A 24,693-nucleotide genomic window follows, 5' to 3' on the forward strand; every position below is an offset into this window, starting at 1 on the left:
AATGTCCTCATCGATTTCATGACCGGAGCCGCTTGAGCCGATGCTCCGGTCACGCTTTCACCACGCGTATCGGCGTCGCGTGGCCGTTCTCTGGTGGCTGATTAGTGACCGGTACCGGTGGAGCCGGCCGCCAGCTGCCAGAAGCCGTAACCACCAGCCGCACGCGCCTCTGCGCCGAACTTGAACTGCTTGCGCATGAACACGTCATCAGCGGTCATATCGAACTGCGCCACGAACACCGGTGCCTTGCGCTCCTGATAAACGAAGGGGCGAACCGGCTTGGTGGCGTCGAGCAGGAACCACGCCGTGTCGGATTCGATACGGGCATCGCACACAACGGTGGCGGTGCCCTTGTACAGGTTGTTCTTGCCGTCCTCGAGGCGGTCGCTCGTCATGAGGGAGTTGGCTACGTCTTCCTGACCGGGGCCGACAAGCAGAATGTTCGGGCGCACATTCAGCGGGCGGCCCTCGTCGTCCTTGATCTTGCGCATAGCCGTGCGCATAGCTCCATACGAAGCCATCGCCGCCGCTTGAGTGGAAATGGAGAGCGGCATGTCGAACTTGTTCGACGCCACACCATCACCGACCGGGTGGTCGGTATCGAAGAAGTACTGGCCGTCGTAACAGGCGTTCTCGAAGCCGCCGTTGACCAGGGCGTAGACAATGTCGTCAGGCAACTGCGCTGCCGAAAAGCCCGCGCTTTGCGCCTGCGGGGCGTAGATGCCGAGGCGATCATCTTCGATGTCGTTACGGTCGACTTCGACGGTAGCTTCGAAGTCGTCGTTACGGACGGTGTAACCGTGCGCCTTGAGTGCCTTGATGTGCTTGTCACCGACCCACTTGCGCATGGCCGGGAAGCGATCCAGCCAGGCGTAGTGCTCTTCGCGGCCGACGGACGGCACTTTCATGGCGATCTGCTGCCAAGTGCTCGGAGCCGCGCCGAACGCATTATTGAAGATGGCGTTGATGCCCTGAAAGATGATGGCAATGGATTGCGCATTGACGATCATGTTGTTCTCTCCTTACTGAACCCACACGCCGTCAGCATCGATTTCCACCACGATGCCAGCCTGCGAGCGAGTTGCGCCGCCGTCAGTTGCGGCGACGGTCTGGTTGTCTACGATGAAACAGGGCTTGCCGAGTCCGGCCTGCAACACCGGGTCGGCACTGTCATTCGCCCACTGGAACGCCTTGAGGCGGCGCACCAGGACGAACATGTCGCCGTCCGCGCCCTTGCTGTTGTCGATGAATTGCTCGGCGCAGCCGAGGTAGGTCAGGTCGTCGGCGGTCTTGCCTTCGATGGCGTAGCCCGTGGCGTCAGCACAGACAATCAGGCCCGCGTGAATCACCGTCGCAGCCTTGACCGGCACCGGCACGATCTGGCCGTCCATGTACGGCGTGTTGCGATCCTCTGCAATGGCGGTCATTGGCCACCTACCTTGGACTTCGCGAAGTCCTCCTGCGACAAGCCAAGTTGCGTGCACGCCGCGATTGCTTCAGCCGACAGGGCGTTCGGGTCGGCAGCACCACCACCGGCCGGGGGCTTGCTGTTGGTCTGCATCTTCCCGAGAGCCGCCATCGGCGTGCTATTGGCCAGGTGTTGCTTGAGCAATTCGATGTTGGCCTTACCCAGCTCGCGCGCCCACGCTTCTTGGGACGGCAGCAGGTTGTTGCTGGCCAGGGCGGCAGTGACGAGACCGTCGACCTCGCTTTGCTGCTGGCCGCTGGTGAGCGCGGCGATCTTGGCCTGCATGTCGTGCATGACCTGGATCGGCACGAATTTGGCCGGGTCGGGCGTGGCATTGGTCAGCGCAGCAATCTGCGTTTGCTGGCCAGCGAGGTGCTCCGTCAGGTCGACCGGATTTTCCTTGGTCGCGCCGACCGTCTCGGCCAGCTTGGTCAGACTGACGACAGCCTCGGCCTCGGTCGCCGCCTCCGGCAGTCGCGTCACTAGCCGCAAGGCGGCCATAAGTGCACTCATGGGTAACTCCTGAGATTTGTCCGCCGGGATTGGCGGGGATTGCGGTGGGGTTTTGTCACCGGCGAGACGACTGGCGGCGGCGAGTTGAACCTCGTCCAGGTCGTCTAGCGCCGGGTTGTTGGTAAGGGCTGCATTGAGCAGCTTCGTGACGTTGCCGCTCTTGTCGTAGGCGAATATCGGAGAGATGTATCGATACTCTTCGGCGTCAATGGAAGCGGCCGCACGGGCCGTCCATTTCACGTCGGTGGCATACAAGCCCTGGCCGGGACGCCATTCCAGCGTCTTGAACCAGCCAGCAGCTGGGGCCGGTGCAGGCTGGGCGCTTTGGGCGGCATACAGGGATTGGTGCTCCCAGTCGATCACCATCGGCTTTGCGCAGGCGGCAAGGGCCGACACGATCTTTTGAGCGTTCTCGTCGGTCAAGCACCAGGCGGCGCACTCGAACGGGCGACCGTCGTTAGCGCGAAAATCTCCGGCAGGCACCAACTGCACCACGCCCGTGCCGGGCGTGATCTGAATCGAGAGGGAGGCGATGAGTGGCTTGTCCATGTCGCCATGTTGGCGATTTATGAAAGCCTGGGGATGCTGGCGGATGTCACCAGCTTTGGGGCGGATGGGGCGTCGCTAATATATATAGGCGACACCCCAGAACGGGTTACAGAAGGCAGGAATTGGCACCCCGGAGGCGCGAGGCTGGGATTTGCACCGCCACCCCGATAGCGGAATCGACACTAACGGGGGGTCTAAACACGATGGCGGGCTTCGCGTCCTGCTGCCTATGGTTTGCTATACCCCCATAGTCGCAGCGGCTTAAACGGCCGATTTTTGAAACGATGGGAATCCTGGGCCGCCATCAGTCAAACAGGCGACGCAGATACGCCGATACCTCAGACTCGGCATTCTGGCAGTCGGACTCGGTCATTGAGAAGAACGGGCGGGCCGGGATGTGGATCGACCAGCCCTCGGAGCGCGTCCAGCGCTTGACGGACACTTGCTTGTGGCCAGCCTTCGCGAACACGGCCAGGTGCGGGTGATCGGCCTGGCGCAGCAACTTGCCGTCACGCCCGGTGCGCAGACGCACGTGGCCCGACATTGGGTGGCGCTGGATCGTGCCGCCGAACTGGTGGATCGCGGCGTAGACCACGTTCGTACTCACGCGCGCCGTGTTGGCATCGTGGCTCGGGTGAACGCTGCTGGCCAGGCGGCCGCTGCGCTGCAATATCTTGTGATCGCCCGCCGACGCCCCCATTCGCTTTTTTGTCTTGTCGCTCAACCCCAACCAGCGCGGGCGGCCTTGCTCGGCAAAATTATCTTCCACAGCGTTGTGCATGAGGCCAGCAAGAAGCCCCATCAGTGGCGTCGCATCCTTCAGAAGCGCCTGATAGCGCTCCATCTGAGAATCGAACATTGACGTATCAATGACCAGTTCATGCATTTGGTATACTCCTTGTCACCGCAGTCGTATATCCCGGCCTCGCTGCCGGATCGATGAAGGACTGCGATACGAATGGCCGCGAGCGAGCGCGGCCATTCTCATTTCTGCGGCCTGCGATAGCGCAGGAACGTGCCACGCTGCTTATCTATATAGGCGCGCCTAGCATCCTCCGATTTCCCCACCTTCGCCGGAAAGGTAGTTACGCCAGTCCACCCGGCGCTGCCCTGCTCGAAAACCGACAGCCCCCAATCACCGGCCGCCGTCTCCAGCGCCCGGATATATCTGCGGCGCAGCGACCACTCGCCCTCGACCTGCGTCCATGCCAGCCAGATCTCGTCCGGATCTTTCAGCGCGTCGGCCAGCAGGCGCATGTACGGGCCACGGTCGAATTTGTCGGCCTTCCAGTGGCCAGCGCCATCCTTGAATAACCCGTCGTTGATCGTGAGCGATTCGCCCGTCACATCGGGATAGACGACAGGATTCGCCTCGGACGCACCGAACTCCGACAGGAAGGCATCGGCATACTCTGCAGCCGACCGACCGGCAGGCAGCAGCGCATTAGGCTTCACCAAGGTGACGGCGGGCAAATCGGGCAGGCTCGCACCAGACGGCAGCGTCTGCGGGAGCGTGTCCATCGGCGGCGGCGTAAACGGAGCCGCCCATTTCGCGCCCGGATTGGCACCGAAGCCGGGATCCGGCATGAGCTTCTTGCCGGTGGCCGGGTCTTTGTAGGCCAGCGCTGGCTGCGTCTGGCCGGTACGGTCGACGATCTGTACCTCGACCATGTGTCCGTCGCTGTTGCGTACTGGGACGCCGTTTTGCTCCACGTATGCAGCAGTACGGGTTCGCACACGGCACCGGCAGTTGAAACCGTTCGGTGGGTAGATCGTCTGCCAGATTGGATCGTCGTAGCGGTAGACCGCTCCGGCAAGTGCCCGGTGCGCGGGCCGGGTTCGGCCATCGAGCACCGCCACGTACTCCCAATACGGGTGCGTGTCGGCCATCTCCATCTGCGCCGCGTACCGGCCTGCCATATACGACGACTGCATGTTCGTGCGGAAGATCGTTTGCAGGCGGCGCGGCGTCAGGCGCTTGCCTTCGATCTCGCCTGTGGCCGGATCGACAATCATGCCCTTGCCAAGCCAGCCCTTGCGCTCCAGCACCGGCCCCAGCTCGCGCTTGAACTGCTCGAACGTCGTGCCGGTGGCCAGCGACTTGTCCAACGCCTGGCGAATGTCTTGCAGGACATCGACCTTCATCACACCCGCGACGGTGAACGCCTTGGCGTGGGCCTCGGCGGCAACGTCCTGCCACCGAAAGCCTATCTTGTACCCCTTTGAGCGGAAATACTCGATAGCCTTCTCCGGCGGCAGGCCCATCGCAAAAGCGAGGTCAATCGACATTCAGGCGCCCCCACACGTCTGCCACGAAGATCGCACGGGCCAGAATCTCGGCGACCTGCGATTCGTCCATGTCCGGGTACGCCTCGAGCAGCCCCTCAATGGCGACATCGGGTGTCTTGCCATCGCGCACCGCCTGGATGACTGGCGCAAGCATCGCCGCCATCGCGTCGTCCAGTTGGGCGGCAGGCAGGTTGTCAGCTGCAACATCGAGCGCGTGCTGGTCAGGGTAGACGATTTGGCCCTGCGCGTTGGTAAGCACCGCACGGTAGGTCAAGCGAGAATTTGCGACGGTTTTGGCACTCGCGGGCACGCTGTCAGCGACCGGTCGTAGCTCCTGGGGCAGACTCATTTGCGGCTGCGGTACTGTCAACACCGCTTCACCTGGCTTCGGCGCCGGAATCGACAGCTTTTCGCGCACGAAGTCCACGCCCATCGTCAGGCCCATGCTGACTAGCTTCGGTAGCGCGTCAGCGTATGCGGCCATGTCCTCAGGCTCCTGCGTCTCGAAGACCAGGCGCGGACACCGCAATGGCGATATGCCACCGCGATTGATCAGGATCATCGGCAGGATCAGCTCGCGCGTGATGGTGCGCTCGATCTGGCGCGCGTCCGAGGTGAGCAGGTCGTGTCGCACCTCGTTGTGCACGTTACCCAGGGCATTGGTTGATGACTTGCCGTCGGCCTGGCTGGTCAACGTCCCGCCGAGGATGACCTTGGACTGGGTGCTCTCGCACCAGCCGATCATTGCCATGAATGGCTGATGCGAGCCGTCCGCCGCATCTTTGAAGTCGATCTCCATCTCCTGGGGAATCACGGCCGCAGCGTTATGCCCCAGATCCACGATGGCGGCGAACAAGTCATCTTTCTCAGCGTCAGTGGCACCCGACCCGTATTTGCCGATTCGCATGGGCAGCCCGTGGATTTCCAAGAACTCGCCCAGGTCGCGCGCGCTGTAGTTCTTGAAGAGGTACGTCCACGCCAGCACGCGGTGCAGACCGCACCGCGCGATGTACCCCGATTTGGCTCGGTGGCGATGTACGATCCAGCCACCGGGCCACAACGGCTCGCCCGCCATGTCCGCGCTGCATAGCCGGATTTCGTCGAGGTTATCGGGCGGATTCATGAACCAGCCCTGCGGCCGGTGGTGAAACGCCTTCGGATACCACAGCTTGCCCAGGCGCGACCATTCAATCTCCTGTGGCGAGAAGCCTTGCCCGAGTGCGTCCATGCAGTCCAGCAGCAAATCCTCGAAATACGGCATGTCCATGATCCACTCGCGCACCTCCTCCGTGAGCTTCTGCTCTGCGGCGGTTGCGTTCTTCGGCGGCTGGATGTCGTAGTCGAGCGTGAGCAGCGCACGCTTGCGCTTACTCATCTCGGCGGCAATGTGACCATCCTTCTCTTCCATCTCCATGCCCAGGTCGGCCTGCTCGCGCAAGTGCCCGCGCTCAGCAGCGTCGAGTACCTGATAGAGCTTGGTCGGCGTCATGCCTCGCGTGGGATGCGTTGGGAAGGTCTGTCGCAGCCAGCCCACACGAGACGACTGCGGATCAGTCAGCGCTTTACGCTCGAACGGCACGCCATTCATATCAACGATCTTGCCCATGATTACCTCTAGATTGCCCCGTTGCCGAAACGCCCTCGTGCGGACGGTCGATCCCGCATCGGGTCGCGCCGCGCGTCGGTGCCGGAGTTGCCGCGCTTGGGAACCGGGATGTAGCGACTGCCATACGCTCGCCCGCGCGTCTGCGCGATCATCCATAAGATGTGCAATGCAGTAAGGCCGTCGTAGTGGTGGCCGCTTTGCTTTTCTGGCCAGGTATCCAGTTCCGCCAGGAGCGTTGTCTGCGCCTTGTTGAAAATGATTTGCGGCGCGGCGATGTCCGTGACGAACGGCTCCAGCGAGTCGATGCGCACCTCGGGTGCAACGGTGGCCGTCACGCCGACAAGCGGCAGCGGGACGCCTTGTTGCAGGCCCGCCTTGATCAGACTCTGCCGCGCCCACTCGTAGGCGTTGTTGTTCTCGAAGCCGATGGCCAGACAGTTGAATTCCTTCTGCATCTTGATCAGGTCGGACTCCAGCTTGGACGGCACCCGGCGTTTGATCTCGGCAAGCAGAACGTGGAGTTTCAGTGAATGCACATCCAGGCCACCAACGACAATCGAGGATGGGTCGCTCTTCTCGTTCGCGCCCATCGACGGATCGCACGCGCCGAAGATCAACCACTGCGCAGCACGGTGTTCCCAATAGGTGATGTGGCTGAACACACGATCCTCATCGGCGCGTCCGTCACCCTGCATTTCGGTCGCGAAGGCGCGCGGGGATTTGGCACGCTGGCGCATCAGCCAGAAGAGCGAGCGCACTTGCGGCCACGACGTGACCGCGCCTTCGTCCATCATTTCCTTGTTCTCTAGATAGAACCGATATGACGGCAGCTCGGTATCGTCCAGCACCTTGCCTTCTTCCTGCGCGGCCGCGATGGCGCGCCGGTCGACGTTGAGCATCAGCTCCTGGCATTGCTCCCACAGATTCATATGGGTGGGGAACACCTCGATAGCCTTGAACGGATGCACGGTATGCCCGACCGTCTTATTGGCGCGCGAGATGGGATCGTCCTTATTCAGAACGGTGCCCACGCCGATGAACTTGACGGAGCCGTCAGGCGGGCCGAGGTATTCGGTCGCCTTCTCTAGCCACGTCCAGCGGTTGTCGCGCTCCGTAGCGCTCTTGGCCTCGGCATCGGTGATCAGGTCATCGCCGAAGAGCACCTTGGGGCGGCTCGCGCCGTGGAACGTGCCGCGCACCGCCTGCTCGGCACCGAACGGCTCAATCTTTACGCCGTTCTTCGTGACGATCTCGCCGACCTTCCAGTTGGGCCCTTTGCCGCAGATCTCTGGGAAGTCCAGCGCCAGCGCAGAATTGACGGTCAGCTCCGTCTTGATGACTTCGAGCAGCTTGGTCGGCAGCGAAGTTTCCGCGCCGAGTAGCAGTAAGTAATCGAGAAACGCCGGGGCGTTGCCTTGCCAGCCGACCTCCCGCCGGATCTCGTCGCGTTGGAGCAAACCCAGGGCGACGACGAAAACAGGCCCAATCTTCGTGGCCAGCGACGATTTTGCCTCGCCACGGGGAGCGACCCACCATTCGCGCACGCCGTTCGGCATGAGCAGCAGTTGGGGGAAGATCTGACAGAAGTGCGCCTGAAACAGCGATGACTCGCCGCGAATGTGGTGCGGGAAGTAGTTATATGCGAAAAACCGGAAATCGGCGTCGCAAAGCACCCGTTTTCGCCGAGACGCTATAGCGTCCGGCGACGGATCGAGACCGGTCGAAAAGGCATCGATATCCCGACGAAGAGACGATGCCAGTTCGGCCAGATCCGCCAAGAACTCTTTATCCGAAAAGGCCATGGATCCCATGCTCTTTTCACTCTCCTTCAATCATTCGACTAATGAACACCTGGGGCAAATCCATGGTCCGGGGTGGCCAATGCCGATCACGGATGCAAGAACTTATGCAGACAGCAGCACAGGTAATAACCGGTGACAGATACATGGAAATCATGTGGCCATTGAATGACATGTTTCGATCATGTCTTCACCGGATTAACGTATTGCCATACGACGCAGCGTTCGAAGTCGAGGCGGACGAAGCCATAGACCGGATGCAGAAAGACATTGCAACCGCATGGCAGGGACTCTCCGATGGTGCTTGGCGCGTTCTACTGGAGCGACACACACAAATGATCGTGGTTGCCCTTGCGAATCAACGCGAACGAAACCCACTCCTCACTTTGCCGCCTGGTCCGCCGCTTTCTGACGAGGAGCTACGCATCGGGCTAGCGCTCTACTTCCTGCATCGAATGAAGCTCCCTCATCCACCAGCAGACAGATCGCCAAGCGAAACGCCTTCCAGTCCCGACGCGAAAGGCCATTAGCAAGTGATACGACCCGCTTACGTTGGCGCTCCATGTCGTTCGTGGAGAATAGTTGCTGACGTATTTGGGTCATTTCGTTTTCCCGTTTGATCCATAGGTCTTTGTGAGTGCATCGCCGAACGGCATGAGGACGTCCGAGAATGCCTGGAGATATTGCGGATACTGCTGTTTCACAAAATCAGCCAGCAATCGCATTACACCCATCGCGACCGCCAATTCGTTCGTTTCGGTCAGCACTCTTTTCGACGCGCCAATCGTCTTGTTGTAGGCGTCGGCCAATGACGCCAGCAACTGAACCTTCTTCGCCGGTGGAATGTCTGGCGACTCCTCAACGAGAACCATCGTCGCCTGGTACTGCGTGATCAGGCCGACCAGCATCTGGCGGGTGATATCCTCGATCGCACCGCCCGAAAACAACTGCGCTGCCAGTGCCTTGTCCCAATCGTCTCCACCGTCCTGCGCGTCCTGTTTCCAGCGGCATGCCGTGGCATACGACACGTTCGCCGCAGCGGCCGCTTGCTCAAGCGGCATCCGATCAAAGACATAGCGGCGACGAACCTTGTCTCGGACGCTTTTCGGATAGGCCATGTCGTCAGTGCATCAGTGCAGCGAGGATCAACTGCATGCCGACCGTAACCACGGCTGCCGCCATGCCACCCGCGAGCGCGCCTGCAACAGTGCCGCCAATGACCGACCGGTCGACGATCTGCTCAGTCTGCTCACGCACGATGCGCAACTTCTCGTTCAGATCCCGCAGCAATACGACCAGGCGCTCATCGTCAGAGGTCGTGCGGTTCATGCTTGCCCTCGCGTCAGTAGGTTTGTGAGCTTCTTGTCCAGCACGTCCCAGCCGTTCCGGAACTCCTCGCGCAGCAACTTGAAGTCGTCACGGGTGACATACTTACCGGCCATCGTTTCCCGCATGCTGGCCAGCTCACGCTGCATGCCCCTGATTTGCTCGCCTTGGTCTCGGTACGATGCCCACATAGCGCGGATGAAGAAGAGCAGGCCGAAGTTGATGATGGCGAGCAGGACTGAGATGAGGTAGATCAGCCCGCCATTACCAGAAAACAGTTGTTGAATTGTGGGTTGCATGGTCGTTCATGTATCGATAGTTAGAAGAGTCTTTGCGCCGGTTTTGGCACTACGGCGGCTTTTCGCTCGGCGGCAACGATTCGCTCGATGCGTCGCGTGACCCGCGCAGAGACTGCCACGCGACGATCCACTGGCCGACAGCGGAATAGCCACCAACGCAGCCGAGGTAGATCAGCCACGTGTAGATCGTGAGTTGATGGGTAAAGCCCTGGTAGAGAAAGACGGCCGTCGCAGCGGCTGATGCGATGCTCGGCCATAGTTGCAGGTGGCTCAATCGGCCGTTCGCGTCGGTGATCAGTTCGCGCAGGTTCATTGCCGCCCCTCAGCCGACCGCGATCTGACCGCCGCACGCCTTGTAGATCTCGGCAAGTGACGCGAGGCTGTTCTGGTGCTGGCCGTAGCTATTTCCCGGCAACGACGCCCATATATTCGAGCAGGCGGCAATCGCCATTGCGAATTGCCCGTGCTGGATCATCTCCAGCGCACCCTGCTCCCGGATCTGCTGAAGCGCGATCATGTCCTGCGATAGCGGGCTGAAGTCGGGAAGGTCCAGTTCCTTGGCGTAAGGCGCGAACCAGCGATGCAGCAATTGATAGCGGCCAGCGGCCGTCGAATCCAGCTCGTGATTGAGCACGTTCGGATGCGTGTCATACGAAGGGAAGGTGAGGAGCGACGGAGCGAACTCGCCGCCGCAGCTCTTGCGCATGGGGCCGTGCGAGCCGACCAGGACGTTGTAGCCATCGTCGCTATTGGCGAGCGTCCATGCGTCGATCTCGCTGCGAGCTACGGTATCGAGCAGCGCGATAACGTTCGCGCCGCCCGCCACCTCCGGTGAAATTCGTGCCATCGAGTTACTCCTGTCCGTGTCATGTAGTGACATGCAACATCACGAAGTAACTTTACGTTTGTGGTAGCGCTTGTGCGGGCTGGCGGATGTCACCACCAATGAAAAAGCCCCGCACAGTGGCGGGGCCGAAAGGTATTACAGGAGAGAGTCAGAACAACGTGCCCTGATCGTCAATCGGTACGTCGTCTGTCATTTTCAAGATACGCCACACGTGACGGTCGGCGATATGGTATTTCTTCGCCAGTTTCGCCACGCTCCCACGTGAGCCGTATTCCCGCGCCAGTTTGTCAAACTCACTACGAATGGCACGACCACGCAACTCACGCATCGCCCGCTCGCACTTCGGCACATACAGATTGTTCCCGCCGAAGTACTTTGAGATGTTGGTCGCGGCGCGATACCCTACGATCTCCGATAACGCTTCGAAACTTGCCTCGCCGTCCCGCCGCGTTGTCAGATAAACCGGCACCGGGAAGGTGGTGCCGCCCAGTTGCTCCACGAGACGCGTCGCCTTGGAAATGCCAATCACCCGAACCAACAATTGAGCCACCTCGGGAAGAAGGTGTTCAACGTCGCCGAAGTTCATTGCGCCTCCTATCCGCATCCTTCTGCAACGCGGCGATAAGCATGGTCAGTTCTTCGCCCTGGCAAAACTCGATGGCGTCCACCTTGCAGATGCGCTTTACCATCCCTTTCGTGATGTAGCTCCAAGATCGTCCGGCGTCCGCGAGCAGAGCTTCAATCTTTCGCAACTTCGGCTCGTAGATTGTGGCGACCTTGGGGCGACGGCCGAGCGACTCTTTTGGCACAAAGCCGGAGCGTTTCATGTGACGCAGCACTCGCTCGGCCGTCGCCGGAGTCAAGTCCTTGGCTGACCTGACTCCCGCCGCCTCAAAAAGCATTGCACGGTACGTGTCGTCGTCCATGCCGAGTTTCTGCCGGGCAACATGGATCAGGGTCAGCAACTTGCCCGATATCACTTTTTCCTCCAGAACCAACGGAGCAAGTCACGGCGGCAAATCCAGCCGAACGAGACCAGCCCGAAGATGATCACGTACATGTCGGCCGTCATGGCGTCACCTCCGAAGCAGGAGGTGCGCCGCCTCCAAGATTCACGCTAACCGTCGTGCGCTGACTTGGCGTGACCACCTGGACGCTTTCGCAGACCTTGCAAAGGTGATTGATTGCGGAGCGTCCATTCGGCCAGTCGGGCATGAAGTACGTCACCGTGTCGCTGTAGAACGGATCCTTCTTCACGTAGCGCTTGCCGCAAGCCTTCTCCGCTGCGCGCCGGGTCTTCGCCGAACAGACCTTGCGGACTGACCTGCGCAGGAATTTCTGCTCCGGCAACGGCGTTTCGTTCCATGCCCACCGGTACGAATACTCGCCGTTCACATAGGTGATGACGCGATAGACCAGGCGCTTCCACGGCCGCACTGAAAGCGTGACCTTGAAGCCGTCGCACATCAGGTCGACACGCCCATACGGCAAGGCCAGCTCTTCCTCCAGCTCGGCCCGCTGCTCTTTGCTCAAACTCATGGCAATCTCCGATGGGTTAGATAGCAGCGATGTCCAGGCTGATCGCCTTGTACTCTTTCGTGGACTCGTCGCGCTCGTAGATCCGGACATACGGCTTTGTGCCCGTCACACGAATGCTATCGACAATGGCGCGCATCGCTGTAGCCCACTTGGGGTCGTCAATGTTCAGACGCCGCAACCCGAGGACGCGGCCGGTATTCACGTTGCCTTCTTTGTCGACTTGGAATGCCTCGTTGATGATTGCCTTGACCTTGCCATCGCTATCCTTCGTCCATTCGCGCAAGCACTCGTCAATGAGTTCCTTGGCCGCTTGCAACTGCTCGCCGAACTGGATGCGTTCCGCGATTTGACGAACGACCTTGTATCGTCCATCGAACGTCATCAGCGTGACGTTTCCCTTGGCTCCTCCGGACTTCACGCCGTACTGCTCGAAGCTCGCTGCTACAAACGCCTCGATATCAGTAAAGGCGCGCAGCTTGTATTCCATCAGTTCCGCCTGCACGCGCAGCGCTTCTTTCACCAAAGCGCGCACCGTTTGGTCGCGCAATTCGTCAATTGGCTTGACCATCCCCTTGGGGATAAGCCGACCGTGCGCGTCACACGCAAATCCATCGGGAATTTCTTGTTCCATTTGATATCTCCTGAATTCGGATCGTTTAGTGGCGCGGGCTGCTACGGACGTATGTCTCGACAAAGTTCGCGACAGCTTCGAGCACACCAGCCTGGTCACCCTCAAGGTGAGCCGTGACGAACGGCCACACGCCGTTGCCAAGGCTCTTCAGCGAGGCTTCAAGCCGCTCGGAGCGCAATGCCTGCTCGATGCCAGCCCGGTGGGCGTCGTCAAGCTTGAGTTGCAGCACTGCCACGTCGCCAAGTTGCCAAGGGTCTTCGAAACCGGACTTGTATTCCGGCATCGGCTCGCCGGAAGTCTTGGCGCGGGCCGATTTCTCCCAATGCTCGATGTGGCAAAAGTCCGAGAAGTCATTCATTTCCTCGAACGCCTCACGCAGCTCAGGCAAGGCGTTTAGTTGATGCTGAAGCAGTGCCGCCACCCCGCGAAAGTCCCCGCGCAGATGTTGCCGATAGACATGGTTGGCGAACAACGTCAGCAACTGATATTTGCCGTACACCGTGGACAGTTGAGTCGAATGCGCGAGCAGCTCACCGTTGACGCGGCTCAACTCAGCGCGTAGCTCGTCTGCGCTACGGAGCGAAATGGGATTGACGATGGTCGGGCGTTGCTGTGCGTTCATTGCGCTGCTCCAGTGATGAGGTCGATGTTGATGGCGTCGAGGAAACCAACGAGCGACGCGCGCTCGCCGGATGTCAGGAAGATCTCCTTGTTCTTCTTCGTGATACACAAGCGCCCGTCCGTGTAGAAACCGCACGAGAAGTCACCGTCGTCAGACGTTGACTGCGCGACGGCCTTCCGCGGGCGACCACGCGCTGGCGCGCCAACCGGCAGGAACTCGCGGATGAGGGACTGGGACGGGTGATAGAAAACAACCGATCCACGCCCCTGGGGGTCTTTGATCACCTTGCCGTTGGTGATCGACGGGAGAAGCAGGTCACTGATATCTTCAATGCTCAAATTGCATCCGTCCGCTACCTGAGCAGCCGACGATCCGGGGTGCTCTACGATGTATTTCAGGATGGTTTCCGTGTGCGTCATTTCGTAGTCCTAATAAAATGTTGCGTATTTCCGCTGAAAAAATGTGATTGACTCTGGTTAGGCGATCTCCTCCCTTTCAGTCCAGATGACGCGAACGTCATTCAGGCGAAACTGGCCCTTTCGGGTTCGGACGCCATCGACAACGGACTCGACGTAATACACGGCCGTGCCGTCCATGACCTTTGCGATGCACTCGCTGGTCGGCTCCAGTTGCACGGTTGGCGGCATGTGCTTCGAATGCTCAAAACCTAGGGGAACCAAGCCCTTCGCCTCCAGCTCACCGATGGTGCGCAGAATGAGCGCGGGACTGGACGTAAGGCTCGCAACCGCTTCGCCAGGGAGGTTGGCGGGAAATTGTGTGTTCATCGTCTACTCCTTTGCACCTGCGGTTTGCCTTGAGCGATTAGAGGCTCCTTTTGCGGGGCAATTGACACAGACCCGACACGCTCGCCACTGCGGCATCTCAAACGGCTTGTTCATCGGCATTCGTCGCATCGCGATTTCGTGGCAGTCATCCAGCGACAATACCTTTCCCGTATGCGGACACTCGACAGCGCACAGGCTTGTCAAGACTCGCGCCTGCATCCTGTCCGTCTTGCCCGGGTACTTGCCGCTAAGTAGTAGACTCACTGACGTCCGCGACACCTTCAGTCGCTTCGCGATCTCCGTGGCCGACTCCTTTTCGACGGCGGCGCGAAGCCGCTCCAACCAATTCGGAATCTCAGCAAACATCACTTCCAGCCTCCTTGCTCCAGACAACGCGCTTCAGATTCTGGTCGTAGACGCTGCGTCGCTTCTGCACCATCGGTGGAAGTGGCCCGGTGTATTTCCCAGGCATGAGGCGATACCTTGCCGCCTTCGCGCCTGCCGCCCGGATGCCGCGCCGCGCATCGACCTCTATCCTCACGTATCCGGCCAGCACAAGAAATCTGACGAAATTCTGCGCGGTCATGGCGGCGATTTGGACGTCCTCTGTCGAGGCAGCCAGGGCCAACTCCGCCACGGAGAAACTTCCCAGAATTCGCATGGTTCGCCACAGGTTCTCGCAGTACGTCGGCGGAAGGACGTTGCCGCGCAGGTCGATACGGGGAGCCTCGATGCCTGCATCCTTCTTTAGGCGGTACCGCCCTGCATTCGTCACGCGTGCGCGCTGGCCGGTGACTTCGATATAGCCTGCCGTCTGCAATGACCGAAGGTACTTGCGGGTCGTCTCCGTCGACACGCGGCTGCACGTTGCAACTGCTCGTGCTGTGAATTCGGCTCGGTTCTCTCGTATCGCCTCCCAGATCCGTTGACGTTGAACGTTGCCTCCGACGGCATCACCTTCCGCTTCAATAGGCTTCATAGCCATGTTTTTCCTCCTAGAACAGTTGACGCGCTCACACTCGACGCTTCGGTGCTTCGCCGGTGTAGAACTCCCTGTCGCCCCACGATGCCAGGGTCATCGTTTCGGCCCCAAGCTGGAGCCCGCTCTCCTGGATGTTCTCCAGATTCGTACAGATCCGGCGGACGGAACCGTGGGCCACGTCAACCAACCGCCGGAGCAAGTCCTCCCCAACAGCAACCTTGGGGCAGTAAATTCTTGCGAGCTTCCGCGCGTCCTCAATGGATCCGGGTTGTGCGGGCACCCACGCCAGCACCCGGCCGTGCATGCGCTCCCATCGCTTGAGCTTGCTGGGCAGGCCTTCCTCGCCAATCATCAGAATCGGCATTTGGCTGCTTTCATAGATGTCTCGCACCAGCTCGACAAGATTGCGACTCACCATGTGGTCGAACTCATCAACGATCAGCGGGCGTCCGCTCGCTGCCAGCTCCTCCGACACGACGTCGACCATGTCGGGCACCGTCAGCCTTCCCTCATGCTGGATGCCCATCTCGTGCATTACAGATTTTAGGAAGTGAGTTTTCGTAGTGGATGACTTCGCCGCCACGTATCTGGCGCGCCGCTTGTTCGCCACATAGGCAGCCGCAAAGCTCTTTCCGAAACCCGAAGGGCCGTACAGGCACACAAGCGCCGGAAGACTATCGCTACGGGTCAGTGCACGCTCGAGCGCCATGTCGCACAGTGCGATGTTCTGCGTTTGCGCAATGCGGTTGACTGTCGGTTTGTCGGTCGTTGCAATTTCTGTCATGATTCACCTGTGTTTAGTTGGGTAGTTCTTAGAGGCTGGCGAGTTGCCCCTCGCCAGCCTCGTCATCGTGGCGCTTCTGCACCGCAAATTCTTTGCTCTGCTGATATCTCTCGTAAAAGCGGGCATCCTCCTCGGTAAGTACGACACCGTCTCTGCGTTGGTTTCTCAGATCGATCCAGCGCGCATATCTCTGCTCTGGCGTGTTCCATTGCTCTTGGGCCGTCTCGTCAGGCACGCTATCCACCAACACCTGCACCGCCGGTTTGATCGGAACGATTTCCGCATCAACGATGTGCGCATCCAGATCCCCGCGACTTATCCGCCCCAAACCCGGAATGTTCAGCACGTCGCCTGATTCCGCAGTCAAAGCGCGACGTCCCACGTATTCGGCTTCCACCTCCTCTCGTTTCTGATCCAATCGCTTGATACGAGCGTCCCGGCGCTTCTCGCGAGCCTGTTCGATGACAGACATCGGGAAATATGGAGCCTCGTTGGCACCAGCGTCGGCTGAGCAGATGTAGCGACCATCTGTGTGGTGAATCCACACTCGGTGAGCGTCATGCACGTCGTAAGCCACGTGCACCAGGTCTCCGTTGAATTCGGTGAGTGCCTGGCTGAAGTAGCGATTATTGAAGAGCACAACCTCACCGCGCTGCACCACGCGCTCGATGCGCGGGCGGAAGACTCGATTCACTTCATCCGCCCCCAATTGCATCGGCTCCCACCCCTTGTCGCGGAATCCTGCGAGAACGTCCGCTGGCGACATGTGCCTGCGGCGGCCGCTCTCGGGGTCAGTGAATTTCGGCAGTGATCGGTGTGGGCGCTTGTTGTACTCATCGACTTGGTCGGCACAGAACAAGACGAAATTGTCCCAACCAATGAGAGGCATGACTCCCCCCTTTCGCACCGCAGCACGCGTAATCTTGAAATGCGCCAGCCGGTGCTCACGATCTACGCTCGACCCAACATAGCTGTGCAGTAACTTGGCAGCCTCGACCCAAATTGAGCGATGCGAGCGTTCGATTACGCCCTTCGCCTGGGAGTTATAGGGAAGCGAATGCTTCACCTGGAACCCAAGCAAACCTTGAAGCCCGGTGCCTTCTTTCTTCAGCAGATGGTTGTTGTATCCAGATCCGTTGTCGACGTAGAAGATGCTGGGAAGTCCATGACGCACAGCGGCGTCACTAATCGCTTCCAATACGACAAGGCTGGATTCGGACAGGCCAATCGAGAAGCCCACGATCATGCGCGTTGCGATGTCAATGATCGCCGTGATCTCCGGGCGGAACGGACGACCGTGCAATGGATGCTGAACTTCCGCATCAAAAGTGTGACCGTCCGCGCTCCATACGTCATTTGGCAACAAATCAGCGAAGGTGCGACGCACGAACGGGCGCAGGTTCTTCAGCTCTCGTGGCCCCATCCGACCAATCTCGCGAGAGACCTTGCCGAGTTTCCCGAGGAATCGGCGTACTTGGTGGATCGTGGGCAACTCCCAATCGCAGCCCGCGTGGTATGCCTGGGCAAAATTGCGGTATGCCATTTCGACCGAAGGTTTCTGCGGAAGCTGATAGAACTCGCAAAAGGGCTTGGCCCATACCGGCGGATCGTAGTCGACTTCATTGAACTTCGGCACTAGATCGCCAGCCTTGCCCTGCGCCAGCCAGCGCTTGAGCGTACGAACACTGGGGAGGCCGTTCCCCTTGCGACCACGGCTATCACGGGCGGCCCGGAGCATCATGACGACGTGATCATCGAGCGCCCCTGAAGCCGCCTGATCCAGAAGAGTCTCCATGGCAGACTGCCGCGACATGCCACACTGCAACATCAAGCGATCAAGCGTGGTCAGGATTCCCTTACGGGCATCTGCCGTCAGGCGTTGCGCATCGGTCTCGATAAGATCCGACCGCTTCCCCTCTCTGGATCGTGGATCGACGGGAACCAGGACGACACTTGCCAACTGATTGGCGGCACGCTGGCGAATCTGAGACATTAGCGCGGCCGGAGGAACGTATTCCTTACGTGTCCCGCCGATGCCCGTCGATGCTCGAACGGGCCAGCCCTCCCGATCCGCTTTGGCTGCAATCCCCACCTTTGTAGAAGGAAGACCATCCAACCCCATTGAGACGAGCTCGGCGCATGAGTAATGCGACTTCACAGCGCCGGTCATTTCCGATCACCCCCGTTCGCTTTGCACTTTTTTCGACTAAATCGTGCGGCACCGATATACTTATGAGCGTAACGCGGCCTAATTCGCTGCCCCTCCGGGGTCCAGCGATCAGGCCACAAGACGTAAAGCGGTACTTGGATGAATGCGCTGATGGCCTTCTCCCCTGAGGCAACAGGTCGCACGCAAGCATTTCGGACGTTTGAAGGTGGTATTCCGAACATCTTGGCGAGTTTTGTCATATTGATCCCCTTCTTGCGGATCGCAGCCTTGATGTCCTCTTTGTGCCATCCGTCATCGTGGCAAGTACCCATAACTGCTCCAAAAATTGGACTGGCGAAAGCGCCGTTTTTTTGGGATCAACAAATCCCAAACGTCATTTCTAACGAATCGTAAGTGCAAAGAAGTGCAAAGTCAACCTCATTTTCTACTTTGCACTTAACAGCACAAACGCTCGCGGAGAAATTGACAAGCAACTACATGATTTAATTATAAAAATGGCGAATTCAACCTTATCCCCGGAGTGCAAAGTCAAACTTAGCGCTTCGCAAAAGGCAAGTGCAAGGTGAAACGTCTTCTGTCAGCACGCGAAATCGTAGCCATGAAATTGCCGGACTTGCCGACGACAAAAATCGGCATAGCCGCGCGGGCGGAGCGCGAGGGGTGGTATTCAGAGGAGAAGACGGGTTTGGGCGGCACGCGACGCGTCTTTCGAGTGCCGGAACAGTATTTCCAAGGCACTAGCGCAGAACCTGGGCACGAAAGAGACCAGGGGCGCACAGAACCGGCGCGAGTTGACCTTGATGCGCTGCGCATCGCGACGACGGCGCTCGAGCAATGGCTTGCCGATCGAGGCCAGACTTTGGCTCCCGGCAAAAAGGCGGAAATCATCGCCGTCCTCTACGACTATGTCGCCAGAGGTGCCGAGCAAGGTGATATGTCCCGGATGCTAAAGGCCTTGGCCGCCTGATCGGCAAGCAAGACAAGGCCCAATAGGACACCGAGTGTACGGACAAGCCCTCCTATCGGCAGCCGAAATCGCAGCAATGCGATTGAAGGGTTTGCCTACAACCAAGGGAAAGATCATCGAGCGTGCGGCCTTGGAAGGCTGGTATTTCGAGACAAGAAAAGGACGCGGCGGCACCAGGAGGGTGTATAGACTTCCGACAAAGTACATACCAGATGTCGGCGGTGCCAAATTGAACTCACTCGAAGCCCCGCCACGTAGCGGAAAGGTGGACTTGGAATTGCTCAGCCAAGCCACCAGGGCGCTTGCCGAGCACTCGGCAGGTGGTCGAATGTCCCCGACTAGAACAGCCGAGATCATCGCAGTTTTATACGACTACTTAAATAAGGGTGCGAATTCAAAAGAAGTCGAGAGAATGCTAAAGGCTCTAGCCGTCTGATGCATGTAATGCTGGGCGCATTGAACTTGCAGGGCAGCCAGCATTGCACGATGACGAGGCCATGGTGGAGCGCCTCAAACGACTGCTGGACGACGCTAGTGCACAAGGGGAGCATGAGCGTCAGAACGCCATGACAACCGGCAAGATTCGGCCCTCTTCAGACTTCCCGCCGGCGGCCAATGATCCGCAAGCACGTCCCCCGTCACGCAGCGTTTGGACGCGAATCCGAACATTCGGTGACAAGAACAGCGCAAATCTACTCAAGATTGCGCTGTTTTCTCTTGCGTTTTCGCATTCTGTGCTCGACGTACAAATATCCCCAGGAACCACATGGGCATTGGCGTTCACGTCCCTCGCGCTCCCGCATGCTCGGCGACATCACAGTTATCGGCGCAGCGATTAGGGTGGTTTGAGCGGCAGCTCGTTACGAGCCATATTTGACGATTCCTCGCTGAATATCTCAATCGCCCCTCATCCCTGTGACAAAAACTCCGCAAAAATTACTCATTTGGCATCAGTTTCTCGCAAATCGCTTTCGCGAAGTTTTGGCATCGAGAAATCGCATGACGCCACGCCCAGCGTGGGTTTCCGCCTGATCGGCCACGGCTCTCCCACAGTGACAAAACGAGCACCTCCCCACAGCACGTGAAGCACGGCAAAGAGGGAGTCGCCGTACTGTTCGATCTTCGGGCGCTGATGACCGTGCTGCGCGTCTTCGACCGCGAGGTCGTGCAGGCCGAACTCGTGCTGCATCTGCGCGAGTTCTCCCGGCCCCGGGTCTTTGAGCGCCACCCAGACGAAGCAATGCGGACGCTCGAGATAGTCCGAAATTTCATCGGGGTGCAGGTCGGCGATCTTGCGGCCATCCTCATAGGCCACGCAGTTCACTAGCATTCGAATCCTTGGTCGAGGCGGCTACCCTGCCTCGCGGGCAAGCGACAAGCACAGCGTTCGCGCCACCCTCGACTGACGGCGCGAACCATGTCTCCTTACGCCTGCGCCGTCTGTTGCAGCGGCAGCCGGATATGAACAATGCCCGGTTCCATCTCTTTGTCGTCCACAAAGCCGAGGTGCCGGGCGAGTGTCAGCATACGCGTATTTGCCGTGAGTACATAGCCGATGAGTTCCCCGGTACCCCGCTTGCGGCTGTAGTCGACGATGTGTTCCATCAGCGCCCGCCCCAGCCCCCGGCCTTGTGCGGCCGGGCTCACCGTGACGGCGAATTCGGCCACCGTGTTGTCGGGGTCGGCCAGCGCCTGCACCACACCGAGCAGCCGCGTATTGCCGTCGTCGTCCTTTTCCGTCGCCACGAACGTCATCGAGCGGTCGTAGTCGATCTGGGTCACGCGTGCCATTTGCGAGTGCGACAGTTCCTTGATCAGCCCGAAGTAGCGGAACTGCACATCCTGCGGCGTCAGCGTGTGGAAAAACTGGTTGTAGGCGGGCTCGTCTTCCGGGCGGATCGGACGCACGCGCACCGGCTTGCCGCCGGCGTCGATCGTGCTTTCCAGCTCCTGCGGATACGGACGGATGGCCAGACGAGCGTGGCCCGGTGCCACCGGCTTGCGCGCCACGATGCGCGCGTCGAGCGCCAGCACGCCGCGCGAATCGGCGAACAGCGGATTGATGTCGAGTTCCGCAATCTCGGGCACGTCGCACACCAGTTGCGAGAGCTTCACCAGCGTGAGATAGATCGCTTCGTGATCGGCAGCCGGTCGACTGCGATACCCCGCGATCAGTTTCGACACACGGGCACGCGCCACCATATCGCGCGCCAGATTTAGGTTCAGCGGTGGCAGCCCGATCGTGCGATCGGCAATCACTTCTACTGCCGTGCCACCCTGCCCGAACAACAGCACCGGACCGAACACGCTATCGGTCGCCACGCCGACGATCAGCTCGAAGGCCTCGGCGCCGTTCGCCATGCGCTGCACCGAGTAGCCGGTCACGCGAGCGTCGGGCTTGGCGGCGAGCGCCCGTTTGCGGATCTGGCGCGCCGCGTCCAGTGCCTGCTCCGCCGTCTCGATATTGAGCACCACGCCGCCGACATCCGACTTATGCGTGATGTCAGGCGAAATCAGTTTGACGGCCACGGGGAAGCCGAGGCCCTGCGCCAATTCGGCGGCATGCTCGGGCGTATCGGCCACCACAGTCTCGACGACGGGAATGCCGTACGCGGCAAGCACCCCCTTCGCCTCGGGCTCGGTAAGCAATTCGCGGCCCTCGCGCATCGCGTCGCCGACGATGGCACGCACGCGCGCCACGTCCGGCGAGAAACCGGGCGGAATCGACGGCGGGGTTTCCATCAGCAACGACTGGTTGCGGCGATAGTTCACCGCTTCGAGGAAGGCACGTGCCGCATTCTCCGGAGTGTCGTAGGTCGGCAACCCGGCCTCGCGGCAGATACGTCGTGCACGCTCGGCCGTCTCGCCGCCCAGCCAGCACGTGAACACGTTCTTCGATGGCCGGGGCAACGCCGCCAGTGCGTTCGCCACGTCCACACTCGGCATGACGGCCGTGGGCGCCTGAATAAACAGCACCGCTGCCGTCTCCGGGTCTTCGCACAACGCGGCGAGGGTTGCCGTATAGCGCGCGAGATCCGCGTCGCCGCCGATGTCCACCGGATTCACACGGCCCACCGTTTTCGGCAGCGCAGCGTCGAGCGCGTCGCGGGTCTTGTCCGACAGATGGGCCAGCTTACCGCCGTCGAGTACGAGGGCGTCGGTGGCCATCACCCCGGCCCCGCCGCCGTTGGTCATGATCGACAGTTTGTCGCCATAGAACGGTCGCAAACGCGCCAGCGTCTCGACGGCGGCAAACAGTTCGTCGGTGGTATTCACGCGCAACATGCCCGCGCGGCGAATCGCGGCGTCGTAGACGTCGTCGGCACCGGCCAGCGCCCCGGTATGTGACGCGGCGGCCTGTGCCCCTTCCGGCACCCGGCCCGACTTGATGACGACCACCGGCTTGTTGCGCGAGGCAGCGCGCGCCGCCGACATGAACTTGCGCGCGTCCCGAATCGATTCCATGTACATCAGGATGGCATCGGTGCGCGGATCGCTCGCGAGGTAATCGAGCATGTCGCCGAAGTCCACGTCGGCGCTGTCGCCCATCGAGACGAAATGCGAGAAGCCGATCTCGCGCGCGTCGGCCCAGTCGAGCACGGCCGTGGTCAGCGCCCCCGATTGCGACACGAAGGCGAGATTACCCGCCCGTGCGCCCATGTGGGCGAAGCTGGCGTTCAGCCCGATGCCCGGGCTCAGCATCCCGATGCAGTTCGGCCCGAGAATACGCAGCACGTGCGGCTTGGCGTTCTTGAGCATGCGATCTTGCAGCGTCACGCCGTCGCGATCGCGCTCCCGCGCAAGCCCCGAGGTAAGCACCACCACGGCACGCGTGCCGCGCTCGCCGAGGTCGCGAATCAGGTCGGGCACCGTCGTGGGCGGCGTGCAGATCACGGCAAGATCGGGGGCCTGCGGCAGGTCGGCCACGTCGCGATAACACTTGAGTCCCGCAAGCGTCGAGTACTTCGGATTGACCGGGTAGATCGCGCCCTCGAAGCCGCCGTCGATCACGTTTTGCAGCACGGTCGTGCCCACACGACGCTCGCGGTTGGACGCCCCGATGACGGCGACCGACTTCGGCTGGAACATTTGGCTCAGATTGCGGGTGGTCATAACGGCTCCGGGGGCAGAAACAAGGGAATTCGGGCGGAAGGAGTCAGGCAAAGACGACAAATGCGCGCCCCGGACCAACGCCGGTGCGCGCATTCACGATAGATCGGCCGCCAACGACTGTCAGCGGCCGGATGGGGCTTACTCGCCGCGAAGGTGAGCCTCGACCTTCCAGAGGTGATCGTCGACACCGCGCGAGATTTCGGTAAAGACGTCCGACGTGGTGGCGTCGCCGATCTCGGCCGATGCGTCGATCAGGCCGCGAATGATTTCGCCATAGGCGGCCAGCGCCTCGGCCAGCGCGGCGGCGTGATCGAGCCCGCGCTTGAACTCGTTCTTGTACTTCGGCAGTTCGGTCTTTTCCGCCACGGTCTGCACACGGCCGTCGGCCACGCCACCGAGCGCGACGAGACGCTCGGCGCACAGGTCGGCCCATTCGATCGCGGCGTTGTACACGTCGTCAAACAACAGATGCAGTTCGATGAAGCCCGGGCCGTGCACGTTCCAATGCGCCTGCTTGGCCTGACGCTGGACGTCGATGCCGTTGATCAGCCCGCGGTTGAGCAGATTGACCGACTCGATACGAATCTTTTCACCGAGGGTGTTACGCGTATGGTTCAGAGCCATTTCACACTCCTGCTGACGTCTGGCAGCACAGCGGCTGCCGGGGGGAGGAATCCGCCGGCATCAGGTGGCCGGGGCCACTTGGGCGGACGAACGGAAACGCTGATCGGGGAATCGTATTGCGCCATGCGACGGCATCAAGGCCGCGCATGCCCCGAATTTGTCGATGAGGACGTGGGCGACGCACCGTGCGCCACGCCCCGCAATTTGAAGCCGGCCAACACGAGCAGTACGCCCCACACGATGGCCCACGCGCCGATGGCCCAGATGAGCGCCAACGCCCCGGCACCCGGCTGCCACATGATGAACACGGCAAACAGAATGCTGAACACACCGGAAAGAATGATCCACAGCTCGCCTTGGATCTCACGGCGCAACGCAATACCGGCTGCAATTTGCAGCACGCCGGTGACGAAACTCCAGGCGACGATATAGATGAGCAACGCAACGGCGGTCAACGCCGGGTTGAGATAAGTCAGGACACCGATGATGATGCCGGCAACGCCCTGTAACAGCGGCAGCCACCATTCGGCGTGCTCTTTACGCGCGCTCCACGCACCGGCGAGAGAAAAGACCCCGTCGACAAACGAAAACGCACCAAAGCACAGCACTAGCACGGCAAGGGTCACACCGGGCACCGTAAATGCCGCGATCCCGAAGACAACGGCGAGTACGCCGCGCAAAACAAGCAACCACCAGTATTTCGACAGAAGTCTGAGCATGGCATCCCTCTCGTGAAATATCCGCAGGCAGCGAACACGGGCGGCGGGCGGCGTGTCTTGC

The 24,693-nt window shown here is 60.3% G+C and carries 29 protein-coding genes and 1 pseudogene; 3 read left to right on the top strand and 27 right to left on the bottom strand.

Annotated elements, in window-relative coordinates; translation table 11 throughout:
- Positions 1-101: 101 nt before the first annotated feature.
- The 7 genes from PIN31009_RS14060 to PIN31009_RS14090 form a co-directional block, all read right to left on the bottom strand.
- A complete protein-coding gene (locus tag PIN31009_RS14060) occupies positions 102-1,010 on the bottom strand; it encodes a Mu-like prophage major head subunit gpT family protein (protein WP_150740287.1) in 909 nt (302 codons plus the stop codon).
- 12 nt (positions 1,011-1,022) lie between these two features.
- The gene (locus PIN31009_RS14065; RefSeq protein WP_150740286.1) at positions 1,023-1,427 is read right to left on the bottom strand and encodes a hypothetical protein; all 405 of its coding nucleotides are present in this window, start codon (positions 1,425-1,427) and stop codon (positions 1,023-1,025) included.
- A complete protein-coding gene (locus PIN31009_RS14070; protein ID WP_150740285.1) occupies positions 1,424-2,530 on the bottom strand; it encodes a phage protease in 1,107 nt (368 codons plus the stop codon). Before PIN31009_RS14070 ends, PIN31009_RS14065 begins: the two co-directional genes overlap by 4 nt.
- Positions 2,531-2,834: 304 nt before the next feature.
- Positions 2,835-3,416 (bottom strand): phage virion morphogenesis family protein, encoded by a 582-nt coding sequence (locus PIN31009_RS14075; protein ID WP_150790653.1) that lies wholly within the window; start codon positions 3,414-3,416, stop codon positions 2,835-2,837.
- 98 nt (positions 3,417-3,514) lie between these two features.
- Positions 3,515-4,819 carry a PBECR2 nuclease fold domain-containing protein gene (locus PIN31009_RS14080; protein WP_150790654.1) on the bottom strand — a complete coding sequence of 435 codons (1,305 nt, stop codon included), beginning with the start codon at positions 4,817-4,819 and terminating at the stop codon, positions 3,515-3,517.
- Positions 4,809-6,425 carry a DUF935 domain-containing protein gene (locus PIN31009_RS14085; RefSeq protein ID WP_174997164.1) on the bottom strand — a complete coding sequence of 539 codons (1,617 nt, stop codon included), beginning with the start codon at positions 6,423-6,425 and terminating at the stop codon, positions 4,809-4,811. Before PIN31009_RS14085 ends, PIN31009_RS14080 begins: the two co-directional genes overlap by 11 nt.
- A gap of 8 nt (positions 6,426-6,433) precedes the next feature.
- Positions 6,434-8,236: a hypothetical protein gene (locus PIN31009_RS14090; RefSeq protein WP_246185669.1), complete on the bottom strand. Its 1,803-nt coding sequence runs from the start codon at positions 8,234-8,236 to the stop codon at positions 6,434-6,436.
- 134 nt (positions 8,237-8,370) lie between these two features.
- Between PIN31009_RS14090 and PIN31009_RS14095 the strand changes: the two genes are divergently transcribed.
- The gene (locus PIN31009_RS14095) at positions 8,371-8,754 is read left to right on the top strand and encodes a hypothetical protein (protein WP_150740879.1); all 384 of its coding nucleotides are present in this window, start codon (positions 8,371-8,373) and stop codon (positions 8,752-8,754) included.
- Positions 8,755-8,823: 69 nt separating this feature from the next.
- On the opposite strand, the gene PIN31009_RS14100 is transcribed toward PIN31009_RS14095, so the two are convergent.
- The 16 genes from PIN31009_RS14100 to PIN31009_RS28465 all read right to left on the bottom strand — a co-directional run bounded on the left by PIN31009_RS14100 (position 8,824) and on the right by PIN31009_RS28465 (position 18,520).
- Positions 8,824-9,342, bottom strand: a complete 519-nt coding sequence (locus tag PIN31009_RS14100) for a DUF1804 family protein (RefSeq protein WP_150740881.1) — start codon at positions 9,340-9,342, stop codon at positions 8,824-8,826.
- Between the two features lie 4 nt (positions 9,343-9,346).
- Positions 9,347-9,553 carry a hypothetical protein gene (locus tag PIN31009_RS14105; protein WP_150740882.1) on the bottom strand — a complete coding sequence of 69 codons (207 nt, stop codon included), beginning with the start codon at positions 9,551-9,553 and terminating at the stop codon, positions 9,347-9,349.
- The gene (locus PIN31009_RS14110; protein WP_150740883.1) at positions 9,550-9,849 is read right to left on the bottom strand and encodes a hypothetical protein; all 300 of its coding nucleotides are present in this window, start codon (positions 9,847-9,849) and stop codon (positions 9,550-9,552) included. Before PIN31009_RS14110 ends, PIN31009_RS14105 begins: the two co-directional genes overlap by 4 nt.
- Positions 9,850-9,898: 49 nt before the next feature.
- Positions 9,899-10,162, bottom strand: a complete 264-nt coding sequence (locus PIN31009_RS14115; protein WP_150790655.1) for a hypothetical protein — start codon at positions 10,160-10,162, stop codon at positions 9,899-9,901.
- A gap of 9 nt (positions 10,163-10,171) precedes the next feature.
- Positions 10,172-10,696, bottom strand: a complete 525-nt coding sequence (locus tag PIN31009_RS14120; protein ID WP_150738906.1) for a glycoside hydrolase family 24 protein — start codon at positions 10,694-10,696, stop codon at positions 10,172-10,174.
- A gap of 148 nt (positions 10,697-10,844) precedes the next feature.
- Entirely contained in the window at positions 10,845-11,282 is a 438-nt protein-coding gene (locus PIN31009_RS14125; protein WP_150738907.1) for a Mor transcription activator family protein, read from the bottom strand.
- Complete coding sequence (locus tag PIN31009_RS14130) at positions 11,263-11,694, bottom strand: gp16 family protein (RefSeq protein WP_246185670.1); 432 nt, start codon at positions 11,692-11,694, stop codon at positions 11,263-11,265. The genes PIN31009_RS14125 and PIN31009_RS14130 overlap by 20 nt, the downstream gene beginning before the upstream one ends.
- A 70-nt stretch (positions 11,695-11,764) precedes the next feature.
- Entirely contained in the window at positions 11,765-12,235 is a 471-nt protein-coding gene (locus tag PIN31009_RS14135) for a hypothetical protein (protein ID WP_150738908.1), read from the bottom strand.
- Between the two features lie 16 nt (positions 12,236-12,251).
- Positions 12,252-12,866: a DUF3164 family protein gene (locus PIN31009_RS14140; RefSeq protein ID WP_150738909.1), complete on the bottom strand. Its 615-nt coding sequence runs from the start codon at positions 12,864-12,866 to the stop codon at positions 12,252-12,254.
- A gap of 25 nt (positions 12,867-12,891) precedes the next feature.
- The gene (locus PIN31009_RS14145; RefSeq protein ID WP_150738910.1) at positions 12,892-13,488 is read right to left on the bottom strand and encodes a hypothetical protein; all 597 of its coding nucleotides are present in this window, start codon (positions 13,486-13,488) and stop codon (positions 12,892-12,894) included.
- A complete protein-coding gene (locus PIN31009_RS14150; protein ID WP_150738911.1) occupies positions 13,485-13,907 on the bottom strand; it encodes a hypothetical protein in 423 nt (140 codons plus the stop codon). Before PIN31009_RS14150 ends, PIN31009_RS14145 begins: the two co-directional genes overlap by 4 nt.
- Before the next feature lie 57 nt (positions 13,908-13,964).
- A complete protein-coding gene (locus PIN31009_RS14155) occupies positions 13,965-14,273 on the bottom strand; it encodes a hypothetical protein (RefSeq protein WP_150738912.1) in 309 nt (102 codons plus the stop codon).
- 355 nt (positions 14,274-14,628) lie between these two features.
- Positions 14,629-15,258 (bottom strand): hypothetical protein, encoded by a 630-nt coding sequence (locus PIN31009_RS14160; RefSeq protein WP_150738913.1) that lies wholly within the window; start codon positions 15,256-15,258, stop codon positions 14,629-14,631.
- Positions 15,259-15,286: 28 nt separating this feature from the next.
- A complete protein-coding gene (locus PIN31009_RS14165; RefSeq protein WP_150738914.1) occupies positions 15,287-16,039 on the bottom strand; it encodes an AAA family ATPase in 753 nt (250 codons plus the stop codon).
- Positions 16,040-16,067: 28 nt separating this feature from the next.
- Positions 16,068-18,209, bottom strand: coding sequence for a Mu transposase C-terminal domain-containing protein (locus PIN31009_RS14170; protein ID WP_150738915.1), 2,142 nt, complete (start codon positions 18,207-18,209; stop codon positions 16,068-16,070).
- The gene (locus PIN31009_RS28465; RefSeq protein ID WP_150738916.1) at positions 18,206-18,520 is read right to left on the bottom strand and encodes a helix-turn-helix domain-containing protein; all 315 of its coding nucleotides are present in this window, start codon (positions 18,518-18,520) and stop codon (positions 18,206-18,208) included. Before PIN31009_RS28465 ends, PIN31009_RS14170 begins: the two co-directional genes overlap by 4 nt.
- 251 nt (positions 18,521-18,771) lie before the next feature.
- Here PIN31009_RS28465 and PIN31009_RS14180 point away from each other — a divergent pair, with 251 nt between their 5' ends.
- Both PIN31009_RS14180 and PIN31009_RS14185 read left to right on the top strand, forming a co-directional pair.
- Positions 18,772-19,176: a DNA-binding protein gene (locus PIN31009_RS14180; RefSeq protein WP_150738917.1), complete on the top strand. Its 405-nt coding sequence runs from the start codon at positions 18,772-18,774 to the stop codon at positions 19,174-19,176.
- A 34-nt stretch (positions 19,177-19,210) separates the two neighbouring features.
- Positions 19,211-19,612, top strand: a complete 402-nt coding sequence (locus tag PIN31009_RS14185; RefSeq protein ID WP_150738918.1) for a hypothetical protein — start codon at positions 19,211-19,213, stop codon at positions 19,610-19,612.
- 639 nt (positions 19,613-20,251) lie between these two features.
- On the opposite strand, the pseudogene PIN31009_RS14190 reads toward PIN31009_RS14185, so the two are convergent.
- The 4 genes and pseudogenes from PIN31009_RS14190 to PIN31009_RS14205 form a co-directional block, all read right to left on the bottom strand.
- Positions 20,252-20,506: pseudogene (locus PIN31009_RS14190) on the bottom strand (CorA family divalent cation transporter); the annotation flags it as partial.
- Between the two features lie 95 nt (positions 20,507-20,601).
- Positions 20,602-23,289: a bifunctional acetate--CoA ligase family protein/GNAT family N-acetyltransferase gene (locus PIN31009_RS14195; RefSeq protein WP_150685127.1), complete on the bottom strand. Its 2,688-nt coding sequence runs from the start codon at positions 23,287-23,289 to the stop codon at positions 20,602-20,604.
- 138 nt (positions 23,290-23,427) lie between these two features.
- Positions 23,428-23,913 carry a DNA starvation/stationary phase protection protein Dps gene (gene dps, locus PIN31009_RS14200; protein WP_058378392.1) on the bottom strand — a complete coding sequence of 162 codons (486 nt, stop codon included), beginning with the start codon at positions 23,911-23,913 and terminating at the stop codon, positions 23,428-23,430.
- A gap of 134 nt (positions 23,914-24,047) precedes the next feature.
- Entirely contained in the window at positions 24,048-24,632 is a 585-nt protein-coding gene (locus PIN31009_RS14205; RefSeq protein ID WP_150790656.1) for an HdeD family acid-resistance protein, read from the bottom strand.
- Positions 24,633-24,693: the final 61 nt, after the last annotated feature.

The sequence above is a fragment of the Pandoraea iniqua genome, assembly GCF_902459685.1.
Taxonomy (GTDB): Bacteria; Pseudomonadota; Gammaproteobacteria; order Burkholderiales; family Burkholderiaceae; genus Pandoraea; species Pandoraea iniqua.

Excerpts from the sequence above, each read along its gene's own strand:
- PIN31009_RS28465 (WP_150738916.1), bottom strand. The coding sequence starts at position 18,520 with ATGGGTACTTGCCACGATGACGGATGGCACAAAGAGGACATCAAGGCT.
- dps (WP_058378392.1), bottom strand. The coding sequence starts at position 23,913 with ATGGCTCTGAACCATACGCGTAACACCCTCGGTGAAAAGATTCGTATC.
- PIN31009_RS14085 (WP_174997164.1), bottom strand. The coding sequence starts at position 6,425 with ATGGGCAAGATCGTTGATATGAATGGCGTGCCGTTCGAGCGTAAAGCG.
- PIN31009_RS14170 (WP_150738915.1), bottom strand. The coding sequence starts at position 18,209 with ATGACCGGCGCTGTGAAGTCGCATTACTCATGCGCCGAGCTCGTCTCA.
- PIN31009_RS14065 (WP_150740286.1), bottom strand. The coding sequence starts at position 1,427 with ATGACCGCCATTGCAGAGGATCGCAACACGCCGTACATGGACGGCCAG.
- PIN31009_RS14115 (WP_150790655.1), bottom strand. The coding sequence starts at position 10,162 with ATGAACCTGCGCGAACTGATCACCGACGCGAACGGCCGATTGAGCCAC.
- PIN31009_RS14205 (WP_150790656.1), bottom strand. The coding sequence starts at position 24,632 with ATGCTCAGACTTCTGTCGAAATACTGGTGGTTGCTTGTTTTGCGCGGC.
- PIN31009_RS14160 (WP_150738913.1), bottom strand. The coding sequence starts at position 15,258 with ATGGCTATGAAGCCTATTGAAGCGGAAGGTGATGCCGTCGGAGGCAAC.
- PIN31009_RS14090 (WP_246185669.1), bottom strand. The coding sequence starts at position 8,236 with ATGGGATCCATGGCCTTTTCGGATAAAGAGTTCTTGGCGGATCTGGCC.
- PIN31009_RS14070 (WP_150740285.1), bottom strand. The coding sequence starts at position 2,530 with ATGGACAAGCCACTCATCGCCTCCCTCTCGATTCAGATCACGCCCGGC.
- PIN31009_RS14120 (WP_150738906.1), bottom strand. The coding sequence starts at position 10,696 with ATGGCACGAATTTCACCGGAGGTGGCGGGCGGCGCGAACGTTATCGCG.
- PIN31009_RS14060 (WP_150740287.1), bottom strand. The coding sequence starts at position 1,010 with ATGATCGTCAATGCGCAATCCATTGCCATCATCTTTCAGGGCATCAAC.
- PIN31009_RS14095 (WP_150740879.1), top strand. The coding sequence starts at position 8,371 with ATGGAAATCATGTGGCCATTGAATGACATGTTTCGATCATGTCTTCAC.
- PIN31009_RS14150 (WP_150738911.1), bottom strand. The coding sequence starts at position 13,907 with ATGACGCACACGGAAACCATCCTGAAATACATCGTAGAGCACCCCGGA.
- PIN31009_RS14140 (WP_150738909.1), bottom strand. The coding sequence starts at position 12,866 with ATGGAACAAGAAATTCCCGATGGATTTGCGTGTGACGCGCACGGTCGG.
- PIN31009_RS14135 (WP_150738908.1), bottom strand. The coding sequence starts at position 12,235 with ATGAGTTTGAGCAAAGAGCAGCGGGCCGAGCTGGAGGAAGAGCTGGCC.
- PIN31009_RS14110 (WP_150740883.1), bottom strand. The coding sequence starts at position 9,849 with ATGCAACCCACAATTCAACAACTGTTTTCTGGTAATGGCGGGCTGATC.
- PIN31009_RS14165 (WP_150738914.1), bottom strand. The coding sequence starts at position 16,039 with ATGACAGAAATTGCAACGACCGACAAACCGACAGTCAACCGCATTGCG.
- PIN31009_RS14080 (WP_150790654.1), bottom strand. The coding sequence starts at position 4,819 with ATGTCGATTGACCTCGCTTTTGCGATGGGCCTGCCGCCGGAGAAGGCT.
- PIN31009_RS14155 (WP_150738912.1), bottom strand. The coding sequence starts at position 14,273 with ATGAACACACAATTTCCCGCCAACCTCCCTGGCGAAGCGGTTGCGAGC.
- PIN31009_RS14195 (WP_150685127.1), bottom strand. The coding sequence starts at position 23,289 with ATGACCACCCGCAATCTGAGCCAAATGTTCCAGCCGAAGTCGGTCGCC.
- PIN31009_RS14105 (WP_150740882.1), bottom strand. The coding sequence starts at position 9,553 with ATGAACCGCACGACCTCTGACGATGAGCGCCTGGTCGTATTGCTGCGG.
- PIN31009_RS14145 (WP_150738910.1), bottom strand. The coding sequence starts at position 13,488 with ATGAACGCACAGCAACGCCCGACCATCGTCAATCCCATTTCGCTCCGT.
- PIN31009_RS14075 (WP_150790653.1), bottom strand. The coding sequence starts at position 3,416 with ATGCATGAACTGGTCATTGATACGTCAATGTTCGATTCTCAGATGGAG.
- PIN31009_RS14100 (WP_150740881.1), bottom strand. The coding sequence starts at position 9,342 with ATGGCCTATCCGAAAAGCGTCCGAGACAAGGTTCGTCGCCGCTATGTC.
- PIN31009_RS14125 (WP_150738907.1), bottom strand. The coding sequence starts at position 11,282 with ATGAACTTCGGCGACGTTGAACACCTTCTTCCCGAGGTGGCTCAATTG.